This is a genomic window from Pseudomonas peradeniyensis (assembly GCF_014268935.2).
GTDB classification, from domain to species: domain Bacteria; phylum Pseudomonadota; class Gammaproteobacteria; order Pseudomonadales; family Pseudomonadaceae; genus Aquipseudomonas; species Aquipseudomonas peradeniyensis.
In genome coordinates, this window is sequence record NZ_JABWRJ020000001.1 from 1,910,582 (window position 1) to 1,928,808 (window position 18,227).

Sequence of the window (18,227 nt, forward strand, 5' to 3'; positions counted from 1 at the left end):
CGAACAACAAAAGAGCTCGGAACCATGCCTGAACATCCGCTACATCGCTTCTTCACCTCGCAACGGCCCAGGCCGACCTTCGAGTGGGAGCGTTACCAGCAGCGCGATGTGCTGATCATCGACCATCCACGCTGCCAGGCGGTGTTCAGCCGTCAGGGCGCGCAGCTGCTGCATTTCCAGCCGGCCGGCGAAAAGCCTTGGCTGTGGTGCGCCGAGCAGTGGCCGCAGGTGGGCGCCATCCGTGGGGGCGTGCCGGTATGCTGGCCATGGTATGGCCGTCATCCCAGCGAGGACCTGTGGCCGGCTCACGGCTGGGCGCGCCTGCTGGACTGGAAGCTGGTGGACAGCCTTGAGGACGAGCAGGGCGTGACCCTGAAGTGGCGCCTGGACCTGTGCGACTGGCAGGTCGACCTGCACGCCCGGCTTGGCGCGAGCATGGAGTTGAGCCTGAGCACCGAACACCAGGACAGCGAGCCCTGCCAGCTGAGCCATGCGCTGCTGGCCTACTGGCGAATCAGCGACGTGTCGAAGATAGCGCTGTCCGGACTCGAGGATATCCAAGGCTACGATCGCCTCAATCGCCAGGCCTGCCGCGAGGATGGCGCGCTGACCCTCAAGGGCGGCTGCCAGAAGGTCTATCCCGGTACACCCAAGGTGCAGTTGCAGGACCCGGACTGGCAGCGCGAGCTGTGCATCGACACCGGCGACAGCGACGACACCGTGGTCTGGCACCCAGGCAATCGCCCGTTGATGGGCGTGACCGGGCGTGAATGCCAGGGCTTCGTCTGTGTCGAGGCGGCCAGCGGCAGTGGCGAGGGCCTGAGCCTGGCGCCGGGGGAGCGGGCGCACCTGCGGCTGCAGGCGCACCGGCTCAGTTGAGGTCGTCGTCCTCGATCGGGTAGCGACTGGCGTTGAGGCTTTCCTTGATCTTGCGCAGGTGCGGCTGGAAGTCCACGCCGCGGCGCAGGGTCATGCCGGTAGCGAGCACGTCGAGCACGGTGAGCTGGATGATCCGCGAGGTCATCGGCATGTAGATGTCGGTGTCTTCCGGCAGCGGAATGTGCAGGCTCAGGCTGCAGGCCTGGGCCAGGGGCGAGCCGGCGGCGGTCAGGCCGAGCACCGAGGCGCCGTTTTCCCGGGCCAGGCGCGCCACCTCGACCAGCTCGCGGGTGCGCCCGGTGTAGGAAATGATCACGAACAGATCGCCGGTGTGGGCCACCGAGGCCAGCATGCGCTGCATCAGCACATCGGCATGGGCCGATACCGCGAGGTTGAAGCGGAAGAACTTGTGCTGGGCGTCGAGGGCCACGGGGGCCGAGGCGCCGAGGCCGAAGAAGTGGATCTGCCGGGCCTGGATCATCATGTCCACGGCACGGCTGACCTGCTGCGGGTCGAGCGCCTGGCAGGCGCTGTCCAGCGAGGCGATGGCGCTGCCGAAGATCTTCTGGGTGTAGGCGGCCGGATCGTCGTCGGCCTCCACCGCACGGCTGACATAGGCGGCGCCGCTGGCCAGGCTCTGCGCCAGCTGCAGCTTGAGCTCGGGGTAGCCGCTGACGCCGAACGAGCGGCAGAAGCGGTTGACCGTCGGTTCGCTGACCTTGGCCGCCTGGGCCAGGGCGGCGATGCTGAAGCGGGTGGCCTGTTGCGGGTTGAGCAGGATGACTTCGGCGACTTTGCGTTCGGCCTTGTTCAGCTCGTCGAGGCGGCCCTGGATCTGTTCCAGGAGGTTGCGCACGCGGTCCATGGTGTGTCCTTGGGTCGGGAAGCAGGCTTTTTGCGGTGGCGTGTATCGTACTGTCGGTAAGATTGTCACACCACTTGTCTGTAATGGCTGTATTCAATGTTGTGGTTTTTACTACATTAACCCTTGAAAAGCAGGGTTGAAACCGGTATTCCTAGTCCAACATTTATAAAAGAACCAACATCATGGCCGCGATCAGTGTCGAACCCTGCACCTTCGCCCTCTTTGGCGCCCTCGGCGACCTGGCATTGCGCAAGCTGTTTCCCGCGCTCTACCAGCTCGACCGCGCCGACCTCCTGCACCCGGACACCCGCCTGCTGGCCCTGGCCCGCGAGCCGGGCAGCGTGCAGGAACACCTGAATAACATCGAAGCCCATCTGCGCCGCCATGTGCCGGAGGCCGAGATCGATGCCGCTTCCCTGGGGCGCTTCCTCGGGCGCCTGAGCTACCTGCACCTGGACTTCGTCGAACCCGAGGGCTACCAGGCCCTGGCCGAACAGGCGCCGAGCGGGCAGCCGCTGATCGCCTACTTCGCCACGGCGGCGGCGGTCTACGGCGCGATCTGCGAGAACCTCGACAAGGCCGGCCTGGCCTCGCGCACCCGCGTGGTGCTGGAAAAGCCCATCGGCCACGACCTGGAGTCGTCGCGCCGGGTCAACGACGCCGTGGCGCGGTTCTTCCCCGAGAGCCGGGTCTACCGCATCGACCACTACCTGGGCAAGGAGACGGTGCAGAACCTGATCGCCCTGCGCTTCGCCAACAGCCTGTTCGAAACCCAGTGGAACCAGAATTCCATCTCCCATGTGGAGATCACCGTCGCCGAGAAGGTCGGCATCGAGGGCCGCTGGGGCTACTTCGACAAGGCCGGCCAGCTGCGCGACATGATCCAGAACCACCTGCTGCAGCTGCTCTGCCTGATCGCCATGGACCCGCCCAGCGACCTGTCGGCCGACAGCATTCGCGACGAGAAGGTCAAGGTGCTCAAGGCACTGGCGCCGATCACTGGCGAAGGCCTGAGCACCCATGTGGTGCGCGGCCAGTACATCGCCGGTTTCAGCGACGGCAAGCCGGTGCCGGGCTATCTGGAAGAGGACAACGCCAACGCCCAAAGCGACACCGAGACCTTCGTCGCCCTGCGCGCCGATATCCGCAACTGGCGCTGGTCGGGGGTGCCGTTCTACCTGCGCACCGGCAAGCGCATGCCGCAGAAACTGTCGCAGATCGTCATCCATTTCAAGGAAACCCCGCACTACATCTTCGCCCCGGAACAGCGTTTGCAGATCGGCAACAAACTGATCATCCGCCTGCAACCGGACGAAGGCATTTCGCTGCGGGTGATGACCAAGGAGCAGGGCCTGGACAAGGGCATGCAGCTGCGCAGCGGCCCGCTGCAGCTGAACTTCTCCGACACCTGGCGCAGCGCGCGGATTCCGGACGCCTATGAGCGTCTGCTGCTGGAAGTGATGCGCGGCAACCAGAACCTGTTCGTGCGCAAGGACGAGATCGAATACGCCTGGAAATGGTGCGATCAGCTGATCGCCGGCTGGAAAACCAGCGGCGACGCGCCCAAGCCCTATGCGGCCGGTTCCTGGGGGCCGATGAGCTCGATTGCATTGATCACTCGCGATGGGAGGGCCTGGTATGGCGATATCTGAACTGCAACTGCCGGCGACGGTGAAGGCGCATCAGCTGGCTGATGCGAAAACCCTGGCGGCGACCCTGGCCCGTGATGTGGCCGAGCGCCTGCGCCAGGCCATCGCCAGCAAGGGCCAGGCCTGCGTGGTGCTGTCCGGCGGCCGCAGCCCGGTGCCGTTTCTCGAGAAACTGGCGGCAGAGGCGCTGGACTGGTCGAAGGTCACCGTGAGCCTGGCGGACGAGCGCTGGGTGCCGGTGGCGCACGACGACAGCAACGCCGGCCTGTTGGCCCGTCACCTGCTCAAGGGCGGTGCGGCCAAGGCGCGCTTCATCGGCCTGTACCAAAGCGCCGCGACCCTGGAGGCCGCCGCCGAGCAGACCGACCAGGTGCTCGCCGACCTGCCGCCGATCGATGTGCTGGTGCTGGGCATGGGCGACGACGGCCACACGGCCTCGCTGTTCCCGGCCAGCCCCAACCTGCGCCAGGGCCTGGCCAAGGTCGGTGAGCGTCGCTGCCTGCCGATGCTGGCGCCGAGCGTGCCGCACCAGCGCCTGAGCATGACCCGCGCGCTGCTGGCCAGCGCCGGCTTCATCGCCCTGTCCGTGCAAGGCGCGGGCAAGCTCGCCACCCTGCGTGCCGCCCTGGCGGCCGAAGACCCTACCGAAATGCCGATTCGCGCCTTTCTTCACGACCCCCTGGACATCTACTGGTGCCCATGAGCCAAGGATCCATTGTCATGACCACCCTCGAACGCCCACAGCCTTTGCTCTCGATGGCCGACAAAGCCGCGCGGATCGACGCGATCTGCGACAAGGCGCGCATCCTGCCGGTGATCACCATCGCCCGTGAGGAAGACATCCTGCCCCTGGCCGACGCCCTGGCTGCCGGCGGCATCCGCACCCTGGAAGTGACCCTGCGCTCGCAGCACGGCCTGAAGGCCATCCAGGTGCTGCGCGAGCAGCGCCCGGAGCTGTGCGTCGGCGCCGGTACCGTGCTCGACCGCGGCATGTTCGCCGCCGTCGAAGCCGCGGGCGCGCAGTTCGTCGTCACCCCGGGCATCACCCAGGACATTCTCGAAGCGGGCGTGGACAGCGACATTCCGCTGCTGCCGGGCATCAGCACGCCGTCGGAAATCATGATGGGCTATGCCTTGGGCTACCGCCGTTTCAAGCTGTTCCCGGCGGAGATCAGTGGCGGCGTGGCGGCGATCAAGGCCTTTGCCGGCCCGTTCGGCGACATTCGCTTCTGCCCGACCGGCGGGGTGAACCCGGCCAACGTGCGCAACTACATGGCCCTGCCCAATGTGATGTGCGTGGGTGGCACCTGGATGCTCGACAGCAGCTGGATCAAGAACGGTGACTGGGCGCGGATCGAGGCGTGCAGCGCCGAGGCGATGGCGTTGCTGGACTGAAAGATTTCGTTGTGTGCTACACGGCTTGTGGGGCGCTTGGTCGGCGCCCCTTTTTTTTGCCTGCAGTTGCGCTTTGGGGATTCACGCATCCCCCTGTAGGAGCGGCCTTGTGCCGCGAAAGGGGCGCGCAGCGGCCCCCGGTTTCAGTGTTCATGCAAAGATCGCTGGGGCCGCCTTGCGGCCCTTTCGCGGCACAAGGCCGCTCCTACGCGGGCGGACGCAGGCCAAAGCAACAAGCATGAAAAAGCCCGCATCGGGGATGCGGGCTTCGATCATCGGCGAAGGCTTACGCCGCCTTGGCTTGCTGCTGGCTCAGCGACCGGTTCAGCGCGCTGAACAGCGCCTTGAAGCTGGCGGTGGTGATGTTCTCGTCGATACCCACGCCGTGCACCGGACGTCCACCGGCCACGCGCAGTTCGATGTACGCCGCCGCCTTGGCGTTGGTGCCGGCACCGATGGCGTGCTCGTTGTAGTCCATGATCTCCACGCTGACCGGCAGGCCGGCGACCAGCGCTTCCAGGGCGCCGTTGCCCTTGCCGTGCCAGTGCAGGGTGGTCTCGCCTTCACCGGAGACTTCCACCTGCACGTGGCTGCTGCCGTTCTCTTCCTGCAGGCGGTGGCTGACCAGCGCATACGGTGCGTTGGCCTGGAGGTATTCCTTCTGCAGCAGCTTGTAGATCTGCTCGGCGGTCATTTCCAGGCCGAGACGGTCGGTCTCGCCCTGTACCACCTGGCTGAACTCGATCTGCATGCGGCGCGGCAGGCTGATGCCGTATTCCTGCTCGAGCAGGTAGGTGATGCCGCCCTTGCCCGACTGGCTGTTGACGCGGATCACCGCCTCGTAGCTGCGGCCGATGTCGGCCGGGTCGATCGGCAGGTACGGCACTTCCCACAGTTCGCCGTCCTGCTGCTTGGCGAAGCCCTTGCGGATGGCGTCCTGGTGCGAGCCGGAGAAGGCGGTGTGGACCAGGTCGCCGACGTACGGGTGACGCGGGTGCACCGGCAGCTGGTTGCACTCCTCGACGACCTTGCGCACGCCGTCGATGTCGGAGAAGTCCAGCTGCGGGTCGATGCCCTGGGTGTAGAGGTTCAGGGCGAGGGTGACCAGGTCGACGTTGCCGGTGCGCTCGCCGTTGCCGAACAGGCAGCCTTCGGCACGGTCGGCGCCGGCCATCAGGCCCAGCTCGGTGGCGGCGATGCCGGTGCCACGGTCGTTGTGGGTGTGCAGGCTGATGATCACGCTGTCGCGACGGTTGATGTTGCGGCAGAACCATTCGATCTGGTCGGCGTAGACGTTCGGCGTGGCGACCTCGACGGTGGCCGGCAGGTTGAGGATGATCTTGTGCTCGGGGGTCGGGTTCCACACCTCGATCACCGCGTCGCACACTTCCTTGGCGAATTCCAGTTCGGTGGCGCTGAAGGTTTCAGGCGAGTACTGGAAGGTCCACTGGGTGTTCGGCTGCTGGGCGGCGTACTTGACGAAAAGCTTGGCGGCGTTGACCGCGATGTCCTTCACGCCCTGCTTGTCCTGGTTGAAGACGATGCGGCGGAACGACGGGCAGGTGGCGTTATACAGGTGCACGATGGCCTTCTTGGCCCCGCGCAGGGACTCGAAGGTACGGGCAATCAGGTCTTCACGGGCCTGGGTCAGCACCTGGATGGTGGTGTCGTCCGGGATGTGGCCGTCTTCGATCAGGGTGCGCACGAAGTCGAAGTCGGTCTGCGAGGCCGACGGGAACGAGGCTTCGATTTCCTTCACGCCCACCTGCACCAGGGTCTTCCAGAACCGCAGCTTCTTCTCCGAGTCCATCGGCTCGATCAGCGACTGGTTGCCATCACGCAGGTCGGAACTGCACCAGATCGGCGCCTGGGTGATGGTCTTCGACGGCCAGGTACGGTCGGGCAGGTCGATGGTCGGGAACGCGCGGTATTTCTTCGATGGGTCTTTGAGCATGGTCATGGAAGCAATCCTTTTTATGTGCGGCCGTGATCGGGCCTGCCAAACGAAAACGAGAGAAAAAGGCGAGGCGACGCGATTCACCCTGGTAGTCGGGCGCTGACCAGGCAGAGGCTGCGGTGTTGTCGGAGCAGGGTGCTGAAGATGTTCATAGGCTCAACCCTAACCAGTGGGTTGGGGGATGGCAAGCATTGCGGGAAAATTGAGAGGAATGCTTAAAAAAACGATGCTTCTGAGTTTTTGTGGCCGTTGATTAGGGTTTGTTGAGATTTTATTGCGTGATGTTTTTTCGTTGCGCAAATCGCGGGGCAAGCCCGCTCCCACGATCCCACCATGGCTGCGTGGGAGCGGGCTTGCCCCGCGATTGCGCTTTCAGGGCTGGAACGCGCCGATGAAAATTGCCGGATCGACCCGCGCATCGTTGAGGCTGACGTTCCAGTGCATGTGCGGCCCGGTGGCCCGGCCGGTCGAGCCCACGCGGCCGACCACCTCGCCCCGGCGCAGCACTTGCCCCGGCTTCACGTCGATCTTCGACATGTGGCAGAACATGCTGATGAAGCCCTGGCCATGGTCGACGAACACCGTGCGGCCATTGAAGAAGTAGTCGCCCACCAGGATCACCTTGCCGTTGGCCGGGGTCTTGATCGGCGTGCCGGCCGGCACGGCGAAGTCAAGGCCCGCATGGGGGTTGCGCTCCTCGCCATTGAAGAAGCGGCGCACGCCGAACTTGCTCGACAGCGGGCCGTTGACCGGCTTGTCGAGAATCAGGTTGCTCGGCAGGGTCGGGCTGAAGCTGCGGTAGGCCTTGACCTGCTCGGCCAGCTCGCGGTCGATGCGCTTGAGGTCCTCGGGCTCGGGGTTGACCTGGCGCTTGTTCTTCAGGGTGATGTGCTGTTCGGGGTATTTCTTGCTGCCCACGCTGAAGCGGATGTCGCGCCCACCCTGGCTGAGCACGGCGCTGCCGGGCTTCTGGGTGAGCGGGATGCCGACGATGGCCAGCCAGTTGTCCTGCTCCTTCACCACCAGCACCGGCTTGCCGTCGAAGCGGGCGCTCGGCGCGCTGGCGGCCGGCCCCAGGTTGACCACGGCCACGCCGCCGGGCACCGGCTTGTCGAGGGCGCGGGTGATGTAGCTGGCCTGGGCCGCAGTGAGCGGCAGCAGCAGGGCGAGGGCGAGCAGGGGCGCGAACAGGCGGGGCATGTGTCAGTCCAGTAGCGAGAGGGTGACCGGAGTCTGGTGGTTGTCCTCGACCCGCACCTTGAGCTCGCCTTCGTTGAGACGGGCGGTCAGGCGCTGGCCGTTGTGGGTCTGCGCGGCGCTGCGGATGGCCTGGCCGCGCTCGTCGAGGAGGATGCTGTAGCCGCGGGCGAGGGTGGCCAATGGGCTGACCACCTGCAGCGTCTGCAACTGCGCCTGGAAGCGCTGGCGGCGGTCCTTGATCACCTCGCGCATGGCCCGTGGCAGGCGTTCGGCCAGGCTGTCCAGGCGCTGCTTGAGCAGTTTCAGGTTACGTCCCGGGTGTTGCGCGGCCAGGCGCATGTCCAGGCGGCCGAGGCGTTCGTGGCGTCGGCTCATGGTCAGCGCGAAGGCGCGGCGCAGGCGCATGTCCAGATCGTCCAGGCGCTGGGCCTGCTGGCGCAGGCGTTCGCCCGGGTGGCGCAGGCGCCGGGCCAGGCCCTCCACGCGCAGGCGGTCATGGGCCAGGCGGCTCTGCATGCGCAACAACAGGCGCCGCTGCAGGCTGTCCAGGCGCTGTTGCAGGCCGCTGCTGTCGGGGGCGAGCAGTTCGGCGGCGGCTGATGGTGTGGGCGCACGCACGTCGGCGACGAAGTCGCTGATCGACACGTCGGTCTCGTGGCCCACGGCGCTGACGATCGGCGTCACGCAGGCAGCCACGGCACGGGCCACGGCCTCTTCGTTGAAGCACCAGAGGTCTTCCAGCGAGCCGCCGCCTCGGGCCAGGATCAGCGCGTCGAAGCCCTGCCGGTCGGCCATCTGCAGGGCGCGGACGATCTGCGCGATGGCCTCGCGGCCCTGCACGGCGGTGGGGATCAGGTTCAGTTCGACCTGCGGCGCGCGGCGCCGGAACACGCTGATGATGTCGCGGATCACCGCGCCGGTGGGCGAGGTGACGATGCCGATGCGCTGCGGGTGGGCCGGCAGTGGCTGCTTGCGTTCGGTGCTGAACAGCCCCTCGGCGCCGAGCTTTTCCTTCAGCGCCTCGAAGGCCAGGCGCAGGGCGCCGTCACCGGCTGGTTCAACGGTATCGAGGATCAGCTGGTAGTCGCCGCGGCCCTCGAACAACGAAACCTTGCCGCGCACCTTTACCGCCAGGCCGTCACGCAGGGCCTGGCGCACGCGGGCGGCGTTCTGCCGGAACAGCGCGCAGCGGATCTGCGCGCCGCTGTCCTTGAGGGTGAAGTACATGTGGCCGGAGGCCGGGCGGGCGAGGTTGGAAATCTCGCCTTCCACCCAGACGCTGCGGAACACGTCCTCGAGCAGCACGCGGGCGCGGCCGTTGAGCTGGCTGACGGTGAGGACCTCGCGGTCCAGGCCGAGTCGTTCGAAAGGGTCTCTGATCATGCCGGGCATCATAAAGGAGCTATCGCGCGGATGCACTGTGCCGGCTGCTGGCATGCCCAACCTTGGGAGCATTTCCGGCTGCCGGCTCCGATACACGGCGATGCAGTCTGGATGCCTGATTCCTTGAGGAGATTCGCCGTGTACCCCATAGATGCCCATACCTACCGCTCCAAGGCTTTCAACCGACGGGTGCGCTTCCTGGTGCTGCATTACACAGCTGTCAATTTCAACGGCTCGATCAATGCGCTGGTCAACGGCACCCAGGTCAGTGCCCATTACCTGGTGCCCGACCCGTCCGATCCGAGCTTCGCGAGTGCAGGTTTCGACGCGATGCGCACCTTCAACCTCGTCGACGAGAACGAGCGCGCCTGGCACGCGGGTGTCAGCGGCTGGGCCGGACGCAGCAACCTGAACGATACGTCGATCGGCATCGAGATCGTCAACCAGGCGTCGGTGAGCTACGGCCAGTTCGTGTTCCCGCCCTATCACCCGCAGCAGGTGGAAGCCTTGATCCAGCTGGGCCAGGCGATCCTGCAGCGCTATCCGGACATCACGCCGACCCAGGTGGTCGGCCATAGCGACATCGCCATTGGCCGCAAGAGCGACCCGGGCGCTGCTTTTCCCTGGCAGGCCCTGCACCAGGCCGGTATCGGTGCCTGGTATGACGAGGCGCGCAAGGCGTACTACCAGCAGCGCTTCGCGGGCTGCCTGCCGCAGAGCAAGGTCGTTCTCGACAAGCTTCGCCGATACGGCTACAGCTTCCCGACGAGCCCTGATCCGGCTCAGGTGCGTGCGCTGCTCAGGGCGTTCCAGCTGCATTTCCGGCCGGGCAACTTTGACGGTGTGCTGGATGCCGAGACTGCGGCGATCGTCTTTGCCCTGGTGGAGCGCTACATGCCCTGATCGCCCTGTGTTGAACTCAGGCGGTCCAGCAGTTTTCTCGACAGCGCTCCCGCGTCGCGTCGGCAGGCCAGGGCGACGGTGCTCTGGCAGGCCTCGGCCAGCGGCACGAAGCTGACCGAGGGCGGGGCGATCTCGCGCATGCTCAGGGGCAGCAACGCCACCCCGAACCCCGCCTGGATCAACTGCAGCTGCGTGGTCTTGCGTGACACCACCTGCGCCGCCTGGGGAAAGAATCCCTCGTTCATGCACAACGACGCCGACAGGTAGCTCAACCCGCCGCGCTGACGATGGGGAATGGAAATGAAGCGTTCCTCGCGCAGTTGCCCCAGCCGGACACTGCCCACCGTGGCCAGTGGGTGGCTTGCCGCCACCGCCAGCAGCAGGGGCTCGTCGAACAACGCATGCAGCTCAACGCCCTCGTGCTGGCGCAGCACCGGCAGGCGCAGCAGGCCGATCTCCAGACGGCCCTCGGCGATGTCCTCCAGTTGCGCCTCCGACGATTGCTGGGCGATCTCCAGGGAGACGCCGGGGTTGTCCTCCAGGTAACCGCCGAGGCGCTGCAGCAGTTGACCTGTCAACGGCACGGTACTGGAGTGATTCAGCCGCAGGCTGCCGCGCAGGCCCTGGCCGACCTCGCGGGCCAGGCGTTCGGCCTTGTCCAGGTCGGCCAGCAGGCGCCGGGCGCGGTCGAGGAAGGCAACCCCGGCGGCGGTCAGCCGTGGCTGGCGGGCGGTGCGTTCGAACAGTGCGGCCCCCAGGTGCAGCTCCAGCTCCTTGATCTGCCGGCTGAGGGCCGACTGGGCGATGTACAGCCGCTCGGCGGCGGCGCTGAAACTGCCGGCCTCGGCGATTTCGACGAAATAGCGCAGCTGACGGATCGAAGTCATGTCATGCCTTTTTCAGATAGCTCATGGCGTAAAGGCATATTAGTCGGCATGGCTGGTCGCTGGCTAACCTTCAGTGGTCTCCCGAGGAACTGCCGTGATGCTCGCTCAACTGTCGTTTTCCATGCTCGATTGGCTACCCATCCTGCTGGGTGTGGGGGTGGCCTATATCGTCTTCGGCATCGCCGGCTTCGGCACCGCGTTGGTCGCCGGCCCCGTGCTGATCCATTTCATGCCGCTGTCGCGGATCGTTCCGTTGCTGGTGCTGCTGGACTTCGTCGCCGCCTTCGGCAACCTGCTGCCGTCGCGGCGCGACGTGGTGCGCGGCGAACTGCTCAGGCTGCTGCCGTTCATGGCCGTGGGCTGCACGCTGGGCGTGGTGTTCCTGCTGCGCCTGAAGTCGGATGTGCTGCTGTTGCTGATGGGGCTGTTCGTCACCGCCTACGCGGTCTATGGCCTGGCGGTGAAGGTGCGGCCGGCGAGCCTGTCGGGCGCCTGGGCGGTGCCCATGGGCACGGTGGGCGGGTTGTTCGGCGCCTTGTTCGGTAGTGGTGGTTTCTTGTACGCGATCTACCTCAGCGCACGGCTGGAGGCCAAGGAGCAGGTGCGGGCGACCCAGGTCGCGCTGATCAGTTGCAGCACGGTGGTGCGCCTGTCGCTGTTCCTGATCGCCGGGGTGTATGCCGACGCCAGCCTGTTGCTGCTGGCCGCCTGCCTGCTGCCGGTGATGTTCGTCGGTACCTGGCTGGGCCGACGGTTGACCCTGAGGCTGTCCCGGGAGGCCTTCGTACGGCTGGTCACCTGGCTGGTGCTGGCCAGCGGCCTGGCGTTGATCGGTCGCTACCTGAGTGCCTGAGCAGGCGGTAGAATTGCGCCATTACCGCAGTTCGCAGGCCCGCCCCAAGCATGAACACCCAGAGCATCATCGTCCCCAAGCTGTCCACCGTGCCGGTTCACGAAGCCCGTGCCCGCGCCATCCTGCGCTGGCTGGTGCGCGAAAAGATCATCGAGGAGCAATTGAGCACCTGTGGCCGCACCGGCAACCGCATGGGTCATGCCCTGGCCGAGGGCGCGCGCAAGGTGGCCCTGCACCCCGATAAGCTGCCGTTCGGCGCACAGGTCAATGGCCTGGAGGTGATGCTCAAGCGCTGCATCTACACCCCCACCGACGGTTTTCTCGAGGAGGCCGGCTGCCCGGAGTGCCGGCGCGAGGTGGGCGAGCCGCTGTTCGAGAGCCTGGAGGAGTGGATGCCGGGGGTGAGCGACAACTTCACCTGCCCGCTGTGCGGCTTCGAGGATGACATCAATGGCTTCCTCTACCTGCAGCCGTGTGCCTTTTCCAACCTGGGGTTCATCTTCAATAACTGGGGCGAGGCCGGGTTCACCCAGGCCTTCCTCGACAGCTTCGCCGACTGGCTGGACCAGCCGGTTGCGGTGGTGCAGGTAAAACTGCCGCACGGCTGACCGAAGGCCCTTATTTTGCATTGAGCGGCGCGCCATGGATGGGTATAATGGCGCGCTTCCATTTTTCCCTCCCGGGAGCCCCCGCGATGCTGCGTATCAGCCAAGAAGCCCTGACCTTCGACGATATCCTCCTTGTACCTGGCTACTCCGAGGTACTGCCCAATGAAGTCAGTCTCAAGACCCGTTTGACTCGTGGCATCGAGCTGAACATTCCCCTGGTCTCCGCCGCCATGGATACCGTGACCGAAGCGCGCCTGGCCATCGCCATGGCCCAGGAAGGCGGCATCGGCATCATCCACAAGAACATGACCATCGAGCAGCAGGCCGGCGAAGTACGCAAGGTCAAGAAGTTCGAGGCTGGCGTGGTCAAGGACCCGATCACCATCGACGCCGACGCCACCGTGCGCGACCTGTTCGACCTGACCCGCCTGAACAACATCTCCGGCGTTCCGGTGCTGGCGAACGGCGACCTGGTCGGCATCGTCACCTCCCGTGACGTGCGCTTCGAAACCCGCCTGGACGCCAAGGTCCGCGACGTGATGACCCCCAAAGAGCGTCTGGTCACCGTCCGCGAAGGCGCCGACAAGAACGAAGTCCGCGAGCTGCTGCACAAGCACCGCCTGGAAAAAGTCCTGATCGTCGACGACAAGTTCGCCCTCAAGGGCATGATGACCGTCAAGGATATCGAAAAAGCCAAGGCCTACCCGCTGGCCAGCAAGGACGACCAGGGTCGCCTGCGCGTCGGCGCCGCGGTCGGCACCGGCAAGGACACCGGCGAGCGCGTTGCCGCCCTGGTGGCCGCCGGCGTTGACGTGGTGGTGGTGGACACCGCCCACGGTCACTCCAAAGGCGTGATCGACCGCGTTCGCTGGGTCAAGGAAACCTACCCGCAAGTGCAGGTGATCGGCGGCAACATCGCCACCGGCGCCGCCGCCAAGGCCCTGGCTGAAGCCGGCGCCGACGCGGTCAAGGTCGGTATCGGCCCGGGCTCGATCTGCACCACCCGTATCGTCGCCGGTGTCGGCGTGCCGCAGATCAGCGCCATCGCCAACGTCGCCGCCGCACTGGAAGGCACCGGCGTGCCGTTGATCGCCGACGGCGGCATCCGTTTCTCGGGTGACCTGTCCAAGGCCATCGTAGCCGGCGCTTCCTGCGTGATGATGGGCTCGATGTTCGCCGGTACCGAAGAAGCCCCGGGTGAAGTCGAACTGTTCCAGGGTCGTTCCTACAAGGCCTACCGCGGCATGGGCTCGCTGGGTGCCATGGCACAGGCGCAAGGTTCCTCCGACCGTTACTTCCAGGACTCCTCGGCCGGCGCCGAGAAGCTGGTACCGGAAGGCATCGAAGGCCGCGTGCCGTACAAGGGCGCCCTGGCCGCGATCATCCACCAGCTGATGGGCGGCCTGCGTTCGTCCATGGGCTACACCGGCAGCGCGACCATCGAAGAGATGCGTACCAAGCCGGAGTTCGTGCGCATCACCGGTGCCGGCATGGCCGAGTCCCACGTGCATGACGTGCAGATCACCAAAGAAGCCCCTAACTACCGCGTAGGCTGAGGCTTCCAGCAATTACCGAACGGGGCTGTCATACACAGCCCCGCGTCGTTTCCGATTTCCACTGACGAGATTGAGTCATGGCCCTCGACATTCACGCTCACCGCATCCTGATCCTCGATTTCGGTTCCCAGTACACCCAGCTGATCGCCCGCCGTGTGCGCGAGATCGGCGTGTACTGCGAACTGCACCCGTTCGACATGGACGATGAAGCGATCCGCGAATTCAACCCGCGCGGCATCATCCTGGCCGGTGGCCCCGAGTCGGTCCACGAAGCCAACAGCCCACGCGCCCCGCAGGCCGTGTTCGACCTGAAGGTCCCGGTGCTGGGCATCTGCTACGGCATGCAGACCATGGCCGAGCAGATGGGCGGCAAGGTCGAAGGTTCCGACCTGCGCGAGTTCGGCTACGCTCGCGTCGACGTGGTCGGCAAGAGCCGCCTGCTCGACGGCATCGAAGACCACGTCGATGACGACGGCGTGCTGGGCCTGGACGTGTGGATGAGCCACGGCGACAAGGTCACCCAGATGCCGGGCAACTTCAGTGTGCTGGCCAGCACCCCGAGCTGCCCGATCGCCGGCATGTACGACGACGCCCTGGGCTACTACGGCGTGCAGTTCCACCCGGAAGTGACCCACACCAAGCAAGGCGGTCGCATCCTGTCGCGCTTCGTCCAGGACATCTGCGGCTGTGAGGCCCTGTGGACCGCCTCGAACATCGTCGAGGACGCCATTGCCCAGGTGCGCGCCCAGGTGGGTTCGGCCAACGTCCTGCTCGGCCTGTCCGGCGGCGTCGACTCCTCCGTGGTTGCCGCGCTGCTGCACCGCGCCATCGGCGACCAGCTGACCTGCGTGTTCGTCGACAACGGCCTGCTGCGCCTGCACGAAGGCGACCAGGTGATGGCCATGTTCAAGGAGAACATGGGCGTCAAGGTGATCCGCGCCGATGCCGAGAAGCAGTTCCTCGACAACCTGGCCGGCGAAGCCGACCCTGAGAAGAAGCGCAAGATCATCGGCCGCACCTTCATCGACGTGTTCGATGCCGAGGCCAGCAAGCTGGAGAACATCCAGTTCCTCGCCCAGGGCACCATCTACCCCGACGTGATCGAGTCGGCCGGCGCCAAGAGTGGCAAGGCCCACGTGATCAAGTCGCACCACAACGTCGGTGGCCTGCCGGAGGAGATGAACCTCAAGCTGGTCGAACCGCTGCGCGAGCTGTTCAAGGACGAAGTGCGCAAGATCGGCCTGGAGCTGGGCCTGCCGTACGACATGGTCTACCGCCACCCGTTCCCAGGCCCGGGCCTGGGTGTGCGCATCCTCGGCGAAGTGAAGAAGGAATACGCCGACATCCTGCGTCGCGCCGACCACATCTTCATCGAAGAACTGCGCAAGGCCGACTGGTACCACAAGACCAGCCAGGCGTTCGTGGTGTTCCAGCCGGTCAAGTCGGTCGGCGTCGTCGGCGACGGCCGTCGCTACGCCTGGGTCGTGGCCCTGCGTGCCGTCGAGACCGTGGACTTCATGACCGCGCGCTGGGCGCACCTGCCGTACGAGCTGCTGGAAACCGTCAGCGGTCGTATCATCAACGAAATCGACGGTATCTCCCGCGTCACCTATGACGTGTCGAGCAAGCCGCCGGCTACCATCGAGTGGGAATGATCCCGCGTCCGGCATAGCCTGACAGCCTGAAACGACAAAGCCCGCATCAGCGGGCTTTGTCGTTTCAGGCGAAGACGTTGATCAGAAGTCGTAACGCACGTTCGCACTGAAGGTGTCTGCGTTGAAGCCGCTGCTGGCCAGGTAGTTGTACGTGCCTCCTACGCTCCACGCGCCCACGCGGTAGTTTGCACCCAGCCCCAGCTCGTAGCTGTCGCGCGCGGGTTTCGCGCCCGTGGTGGTGAACGGGGTGCCTCCGAGCACGAAGGTGGAGGTGGTGCTGGCCTTGTCAGCGATGAAGTCGTGCCAGGCCATCAGCTTGGCTTCCGGTTCCAGGGTGCCCACACCTACGTCGAAAGCGGCCGCCAGGCGAGCGCCCAGGCCCATCTCGCCTATTTCATAGCGCTGGCTGCCAACGTTGAGGGCGGCTGAGCTGCCTTTTTCACGGTACGAATCAATCGACACGTTGGCATAGCGCGCACCGACCTGTGGTTCCAGCAGCCACTGCTTGTCGAGCTGGAAGGTGTAGCCTGCCAGGGCGTTGATGCCGAAGATTTCACTGTCGTAGTCGGCCTTGGCGCGGGTACCGGCAATGTAGCGTTTGGACTCGTTGTCGTTCCAGCCATACATCAGCGAGGTGTCGACGAAGAAGTTGTCACGGGCCCAGTTGCCGTACAAGGTCAGTGCATGGCCGCTGACGTCGGTCTTGCTGCCCAGGTCGGATTTGACGTCGCTGGTGAGGTAGCTGTATGCCACGCCCAGGGTGGTATTGGCGTCGAGCTTGCCGTCAGCACCCACGGCGATGCCGTGGGTATTTGCGTCGTAGCCGTCGACGCCGTGGCGGCTGTCCTGGTTGGCATCGCTGGACAGCGCTTGCAGCCATACGCCTTGTTCTGCCAGGACGTCACCGGAGGACTGGCCATTGCGCGCTTTGCTGGCGCGACGGTTGATGGCGCTTGTGACCAGGTTCTGGCCGCTGGTGGCGGCATGAATCACCCCACGGCTGACATCCGGGGTCAGGGTTTCGGCAAGTTTGGCCAGCTCTTCGTTGGTGGCGGCGTTGGCGAAACGCTGGAACACCGGGTCGCTTTCGTCCATCAGGCCCAAGACGGTGTTCTTGAGCGGCTTGATCGCGTTCACCGCGTTGTCCGAGCCACTGGCACCCTGCAGGCTCTGTGTGATCGCCTCGTCACTGCGGGTGGCGACCAGCGCTTTGAGATCCTGGCCTTCGATGCCGAAGCTTTTCACCTCGAGCAGTGCCGAGGAGGAAACCACGGACAGGTTCTGCGGATCTTCCCAGGTGCCTGAGTTGATGAGGGTGTAACGAGTGCCCTGGGCTGGTGTACGGAAGTCGTCGGAGCGAGCTTGCAGTTCGACCTGGCTACCCTCGGAGAAGTAGGTGTTGCCTGTGACTTTGAGGATCGGCGTTTCAGGCAATGTGTCGTTATCCAGCAGCAGACGCAGGCGCGCAGTGTCGCTGTCCAGGTCGAGGCCGCCCACGATGGTCGTCTGCGGGCGGAGCAGCGTCAGGCGACCACCGTCGATATCGACGTAACCGGCACGGATGGTCGAACCATCGAATATTGCTTCACCGCTCACCAGCACACCGTTCAAGCCCAGCAGGTCACCTTTTACTTGCCCTGCGTGCCAGTAGAAATACGAGGGCGAGGTGTTGTCGTCCGCCAGGATTGCCGCAGTGCCGCCTTCGATCAGGCCACCTGTCTGCGTGATGGCGAAAATGCTGAAACCGCCCGAGGGGTCGAGGCTGACAAAGTGAATGCCCACCCCATCGGCCGAGATCGTCCCGCTATTGTTGATAGCGGTCTTGAAGTCGCCACCCAACACTTGAGCGGTGAAGCGGGCGTTCTCTACTTCGATACCCGCAGAGTCGATGCCGCGAGCGGTGATAGTGCCTGAGTTGTTGATGTTCGCCTGGGTCGAGGTGATCATCATGCCATTGGCACCTTCGCCAGTCACAGTGATGTTGCCGTTGTTGTTCACTTCACCCGCGATCTTCGCCAGGTACAGGTCCAGCCCCATGGCGCTGTTGCTGTTTACCGTAATGTCGCCCTGGTTGACCAGGTCGCCAGTGGCGGTGGAATTGAGGGTCATGCTGATACCCGACAGGACGTCGCTGGTGTTCGCCGCCGCCAGGTTGATTTTGCCCTGGTTGACCAGGTTGCCTGCCAGGGTCACGTTAACCAACGTTACACCTGCGTTCTGCGATGTGCCGGTGAAGGTGACGTTATTGAATACATCACCGGAGCTGTTGTAGGCCCCTGTACCCAGGTCATGGTTGAGGTCGGGTGCGGGTGTGGCATGGGCAGTAGCCGCGGCGACAGACAGCGCCAACAGCGAGCGGCGCAAGAGGTAGATGCTCAAGACAGTCGTATCCTTACAGGGAGAAACCGGCAGGGAACACTGCGCATCAGCGTTTGTT

15 protein-coding genes are annotated in these 18,227 nt (G+C 65.1%); 9 read left to right on the forward strand and 6 right to left on the reverse strand.

All coding sequences use genetic code 11. The annotated features are described in order from the left end of the window. The first annotated feature begins 24 nt into the window (after positions 1-24). Entirely contained in the window at positions 25-879 is an 855-nt protein-coding gene (locus HU751_RS08280; RefSeq protein ID WP_186734094.1) for a D-hexose-6-phosphate mutarotase, read from the forward strand. Here the strand turns inward: HU751_RS08280 and hexR are convergent. Further along, positions 872-1,735, reverse strand: a complete 864-nt coding sequence (hexR, locus tag HU751_RS08285; protein ID WP_172402443.1) for a DNA-binding transcriptional regulator HexR — start codon at positions 1,733-1,735, stop codon at positions 872-874. The two genes, HU751_RS08280 and hexR, sit on opposite strands and share 8 nt — an antisense overlap. Positions 1,736-1,926: 191 nt before the next feature. On the opposite strand from hexR, the gene zwf reads away from it, so the two are divergent. From zwf to HU751_RS08300, 3 genes are read left to right on the forward strand one after another with little or no spacing between them, the layout of a single operon-like run. Further along, a complete protein-coding gene (zwf, locus tag HU751_RS08290) occupies positions 1,927-3,396 on the forward strand; it encodes a glucose-6-phosphate dehydrogenase (protein ID WP_186734093.1) in 1,470 nt (489 codons plus the stop codon). Beyond that, complete coding sequence (pgl, locus tag HU751_RS08295) at positions 3,383-4,096, forward strand: 6-phosphogluconolactonase (RefSeq protein WP_186734092.1); 714 nt, start codon at positions 3,383-3,385, stop codon at positions 4,094-4,096. The genes zwf and pgl overlap by 14 nt, the downstream gene beginning before the upstream one ends. A 17-nt stretch (positions 4,097-4,113) precedes the next feature. Beyond that, entirely contained in the window at positions 4,114-4,788 is a 675-nt protein-coding gene (locus HU751_RS08300) for a bifunctional 4-hydroxy-2-oxoglutarate aldolase/2-dehydro-3-deoxy-phosphogluconate aldolase (RefSeq protein WP_050704151.1), read from the forward strand. Between the two features lie 286 nt (positions 4,789-5,074). Here HU751_RS08300 and leuA read toward each other — a convergent pair whose 3' ends face one another. The 3 genes from leuA to xseA form a co-directional block, all read right to left on the reverse strand. Beyond that, a complete protein-coding gene (gene leuA, locus HU751_RS08305; protein ID WP_186713889.1) occupies positions 5,075-6,748 on the reverse strand; it encodes a 2-isopropylmalate synthase in 1,674 nt (557 codons plus the stop codon). 369 nt (positions 6,749-7,117) lie between these two features. Then, positions 7,118-7,945, reverse strand: a complete 828-nt coding sequence (locus HU751_RS08310) for a M23 family metallopeptidase (RefSeq protein ID WP_186734091.1) — start codon at positions 7,943-7,945, stop codon at positions 7,118-7,120. A 3-nt stretch (positions 7,946-7,948) separates the two neighbouring features. After that, the gene (xseA, locus tag HU751_RS08315) at positions 7,949-9,328 is read right to left on the reverse strand and encodes an exodeoxyribonuclease VII large subunit (RefSeq protein WP_186734090.1); all 1,380 of its coding nucleotides are present in this window, start codon (positions 9,326-9,328) and stop codon (positions 7,949-7,951) included. A 111-nt stretch (positions 9,329-9,439) separates the two neighbouring features. Here xseA and HU751_RS08320 point away from each other — a divergent pair, with 111 nt between their 5' ends. Next, positions 9,440-10,231: an N-acetylmuramoyl-L-alanine amidase gene (locus HU751_RS08320; protein ID WP_189657394.1), complete on the forward strand. Its 792-nt coding sequence runs from the start codon at positions 9,440-9,442 to the stop codon at positions 10,229-10,231. On the opposite strand, the gene HU751_RS08325 is transcribed toward HU751_RS08320, so the two are convergent. Then, on the reverse strand, positions 10,219-11,118 hold the full coding sequence (locus HU751_RS08325) for a LysR family transcriptional regulator (protein ID WP_186734088.1): 900 nt from the start codon (positions 11,116-11,118) through the stop codon (positions 10,219-10,221). The two genes, HU751_RS08320 and HU751_RS08325, sit on opposite strands and share 13 nt — an antisense overlap. 97 nt (positions 11,119-11,215) lie before the next feature. On the opposite strand from HU751_RS08325, the gene HU751_RS08330 reads away from it, so the two are divergent. The 4 genes from HU751_RS08330 to guaA all read left to right on the forward strand — a co-directional run bounded on the left by HU751_RS08330 (position 11,216) and on the right by guaA (position 15,790). After that, on the forward strand, positions 11,216-11,971 hold the full coding sequence (locus HU751_RS08330) for a sulfite exporter TauE/SafE family protein (protein ID WP_186734087.1): 756 nt from the start codon (positions 11,216-11,218) through the stop codon (positions 11,969-11,971). A gap of 50 nt (positions 11,972-12,021) precedes the next feature. Continuing rightward, positions 12,022-12,579 carry a sugar ABC transporter ATPase gene (locus tag HU751_RS08335; RefSeq protein WP_186734086.1) on the forward strand — a complete coding sequence of 186 codons (558 nt, stop codon included), beginning with the start codon at positions 12,022-12,024 and terminating at the stop codon, positions 12,577-12,579. 86 nt (positions 12,580-12,665) lie between these two features. Beyond that, positions 12,666-14,135 (forward strand): IMP dehydrogenase, encoded by a 1,470-nt coding sequence (gene guaB / locus HU751_RS08340; protein WP_050704157.1) that lies wholly within the window; start codon positions 12,666-12,668, stop codon positions 14,133-14,135. Between the two features lie 77 nt (positions 14,136-14,212). After that, entirely contained in the window at positions 14,213-15,790 is a 1,578-nt protein-coding gene (guaA, locus tag HU751_RS08345; protein ID WP_186658345.1) for a glutamine-hydrolyzing GMP synthase, read from the forward strand. 81 nt (positions 15,791-15,871) lie between these two features. Here the strand turns inward: guaA and HU751_RS08350 are convergent, their stop codons facing one another. Beyond that, positions 15,872-18,169 (reverse strand): autotransporter family protein, encoded by a 2,298-nt coding sequence (locus HU751_RS08350; RefSeq protein ID WP_186734085.1) that lies wholly within the window; start codon positions 18,167-18,169, stop codon positions 15,872-15,874. Positions 18,170-18,227 lie beyond the last annotated feature (58 nt).

What these genes read in the sequence shown, in the direction of transcription:
- HU751_RS08320 (WP_189657394.1), top strand. Translation starts at nt 9,440, where the DNA reads ATGCCTGATTCCTTGAGGAGATTCGCCGTGTACCCCATAGATGCCCAT.
- HU751_RS08330 (WP_186734087.1), top strand. Translation starts at nt 11,216, where the DNA reads ATGCTCGCTCAACTGTCGTTTTCCATGCTCGATTGGCTACCCATCCTG.
- guaA (WP_186658345.1), top strand. Translation starts at nt 14,213, where the DNA reads ATGGCCCTCGACATTCACGCTCACCGCATCCTGATCCTCGATTTCGGT.
- leuA (WP_186713889.1), bottom strand. Translation starts at nt 6,748, where the DNA reads ATGACCATGCTCAAAGACCCATCGAAGAAATACCGCGCGTTCCCGACC.
- HU751_RS08310 (WP_186734091.1), bottom strand. Translation starts at nt 7,945, where the DNA reads ATGCCCCGCCTGTTCGCGCCCCTGCTCGCCCTCGCCCTGCTGCTGCCG.
- xseA (WP_186734090.1), bottom strand. Translation starts at nt 9,328, where the DNA reads ATGATCAGAGACCCTTTCGAACGACTCGGCCTGGACCGCGAGGTCCTC.
- zwf (WP_186734093.1), top strand. Translation starts at nt 1,927, where the DNA reads ATGGCCGCGATCAGTGTCGAACCCTGCACCTTCGCCCTCTTTGGCGCC.
- HU751_RS08300 (WP_050704151.1), top strand. Translation starts at nt 4,114, where the DNA reads ATGACCACCCTCGAACGCCCACAGCCTTTGCTCTCGATGGCCGACAAA.
- HU751_RS08335 (WP_186734086.1), top strand. Translation starts at nt 12,022, where the DNA reads ATGAACACCCAGAGCATCATCGTCCCCAAGCTGTCCACCGTGCCGGTT.
- pgl (WP_186734092.1), top strand. Translation starts at nt 3,383, where the DNA reads ATGGCGATATCTGAACTGCAACTGCCGGCGACGGTGAAGGCGCATCAG.
- HU751_RS08280 (WP_186734094.1), top strand. Translation starts at nt 25, where the DNA reads ATGCCTGAACATCCGCTACATCGCTTCTTCACCTCGCAACGGCCCAGG.
- HU751_RS08325 (WP_186734088.1), bottom strand. Translation starts at nt 11,118, where the DNA reads ATGACTTCGATCCGTCAGCTGCGCTATTTCGTCGAAATCGCCGAGGCC.
- guaB (WP_050704157.1), top strand. Translation starts at nt 12,666, where the DNA reads ATGCTGCGTATCAGCCAAGAAGCCCTGACCTTCGACGATATCCTCCTT.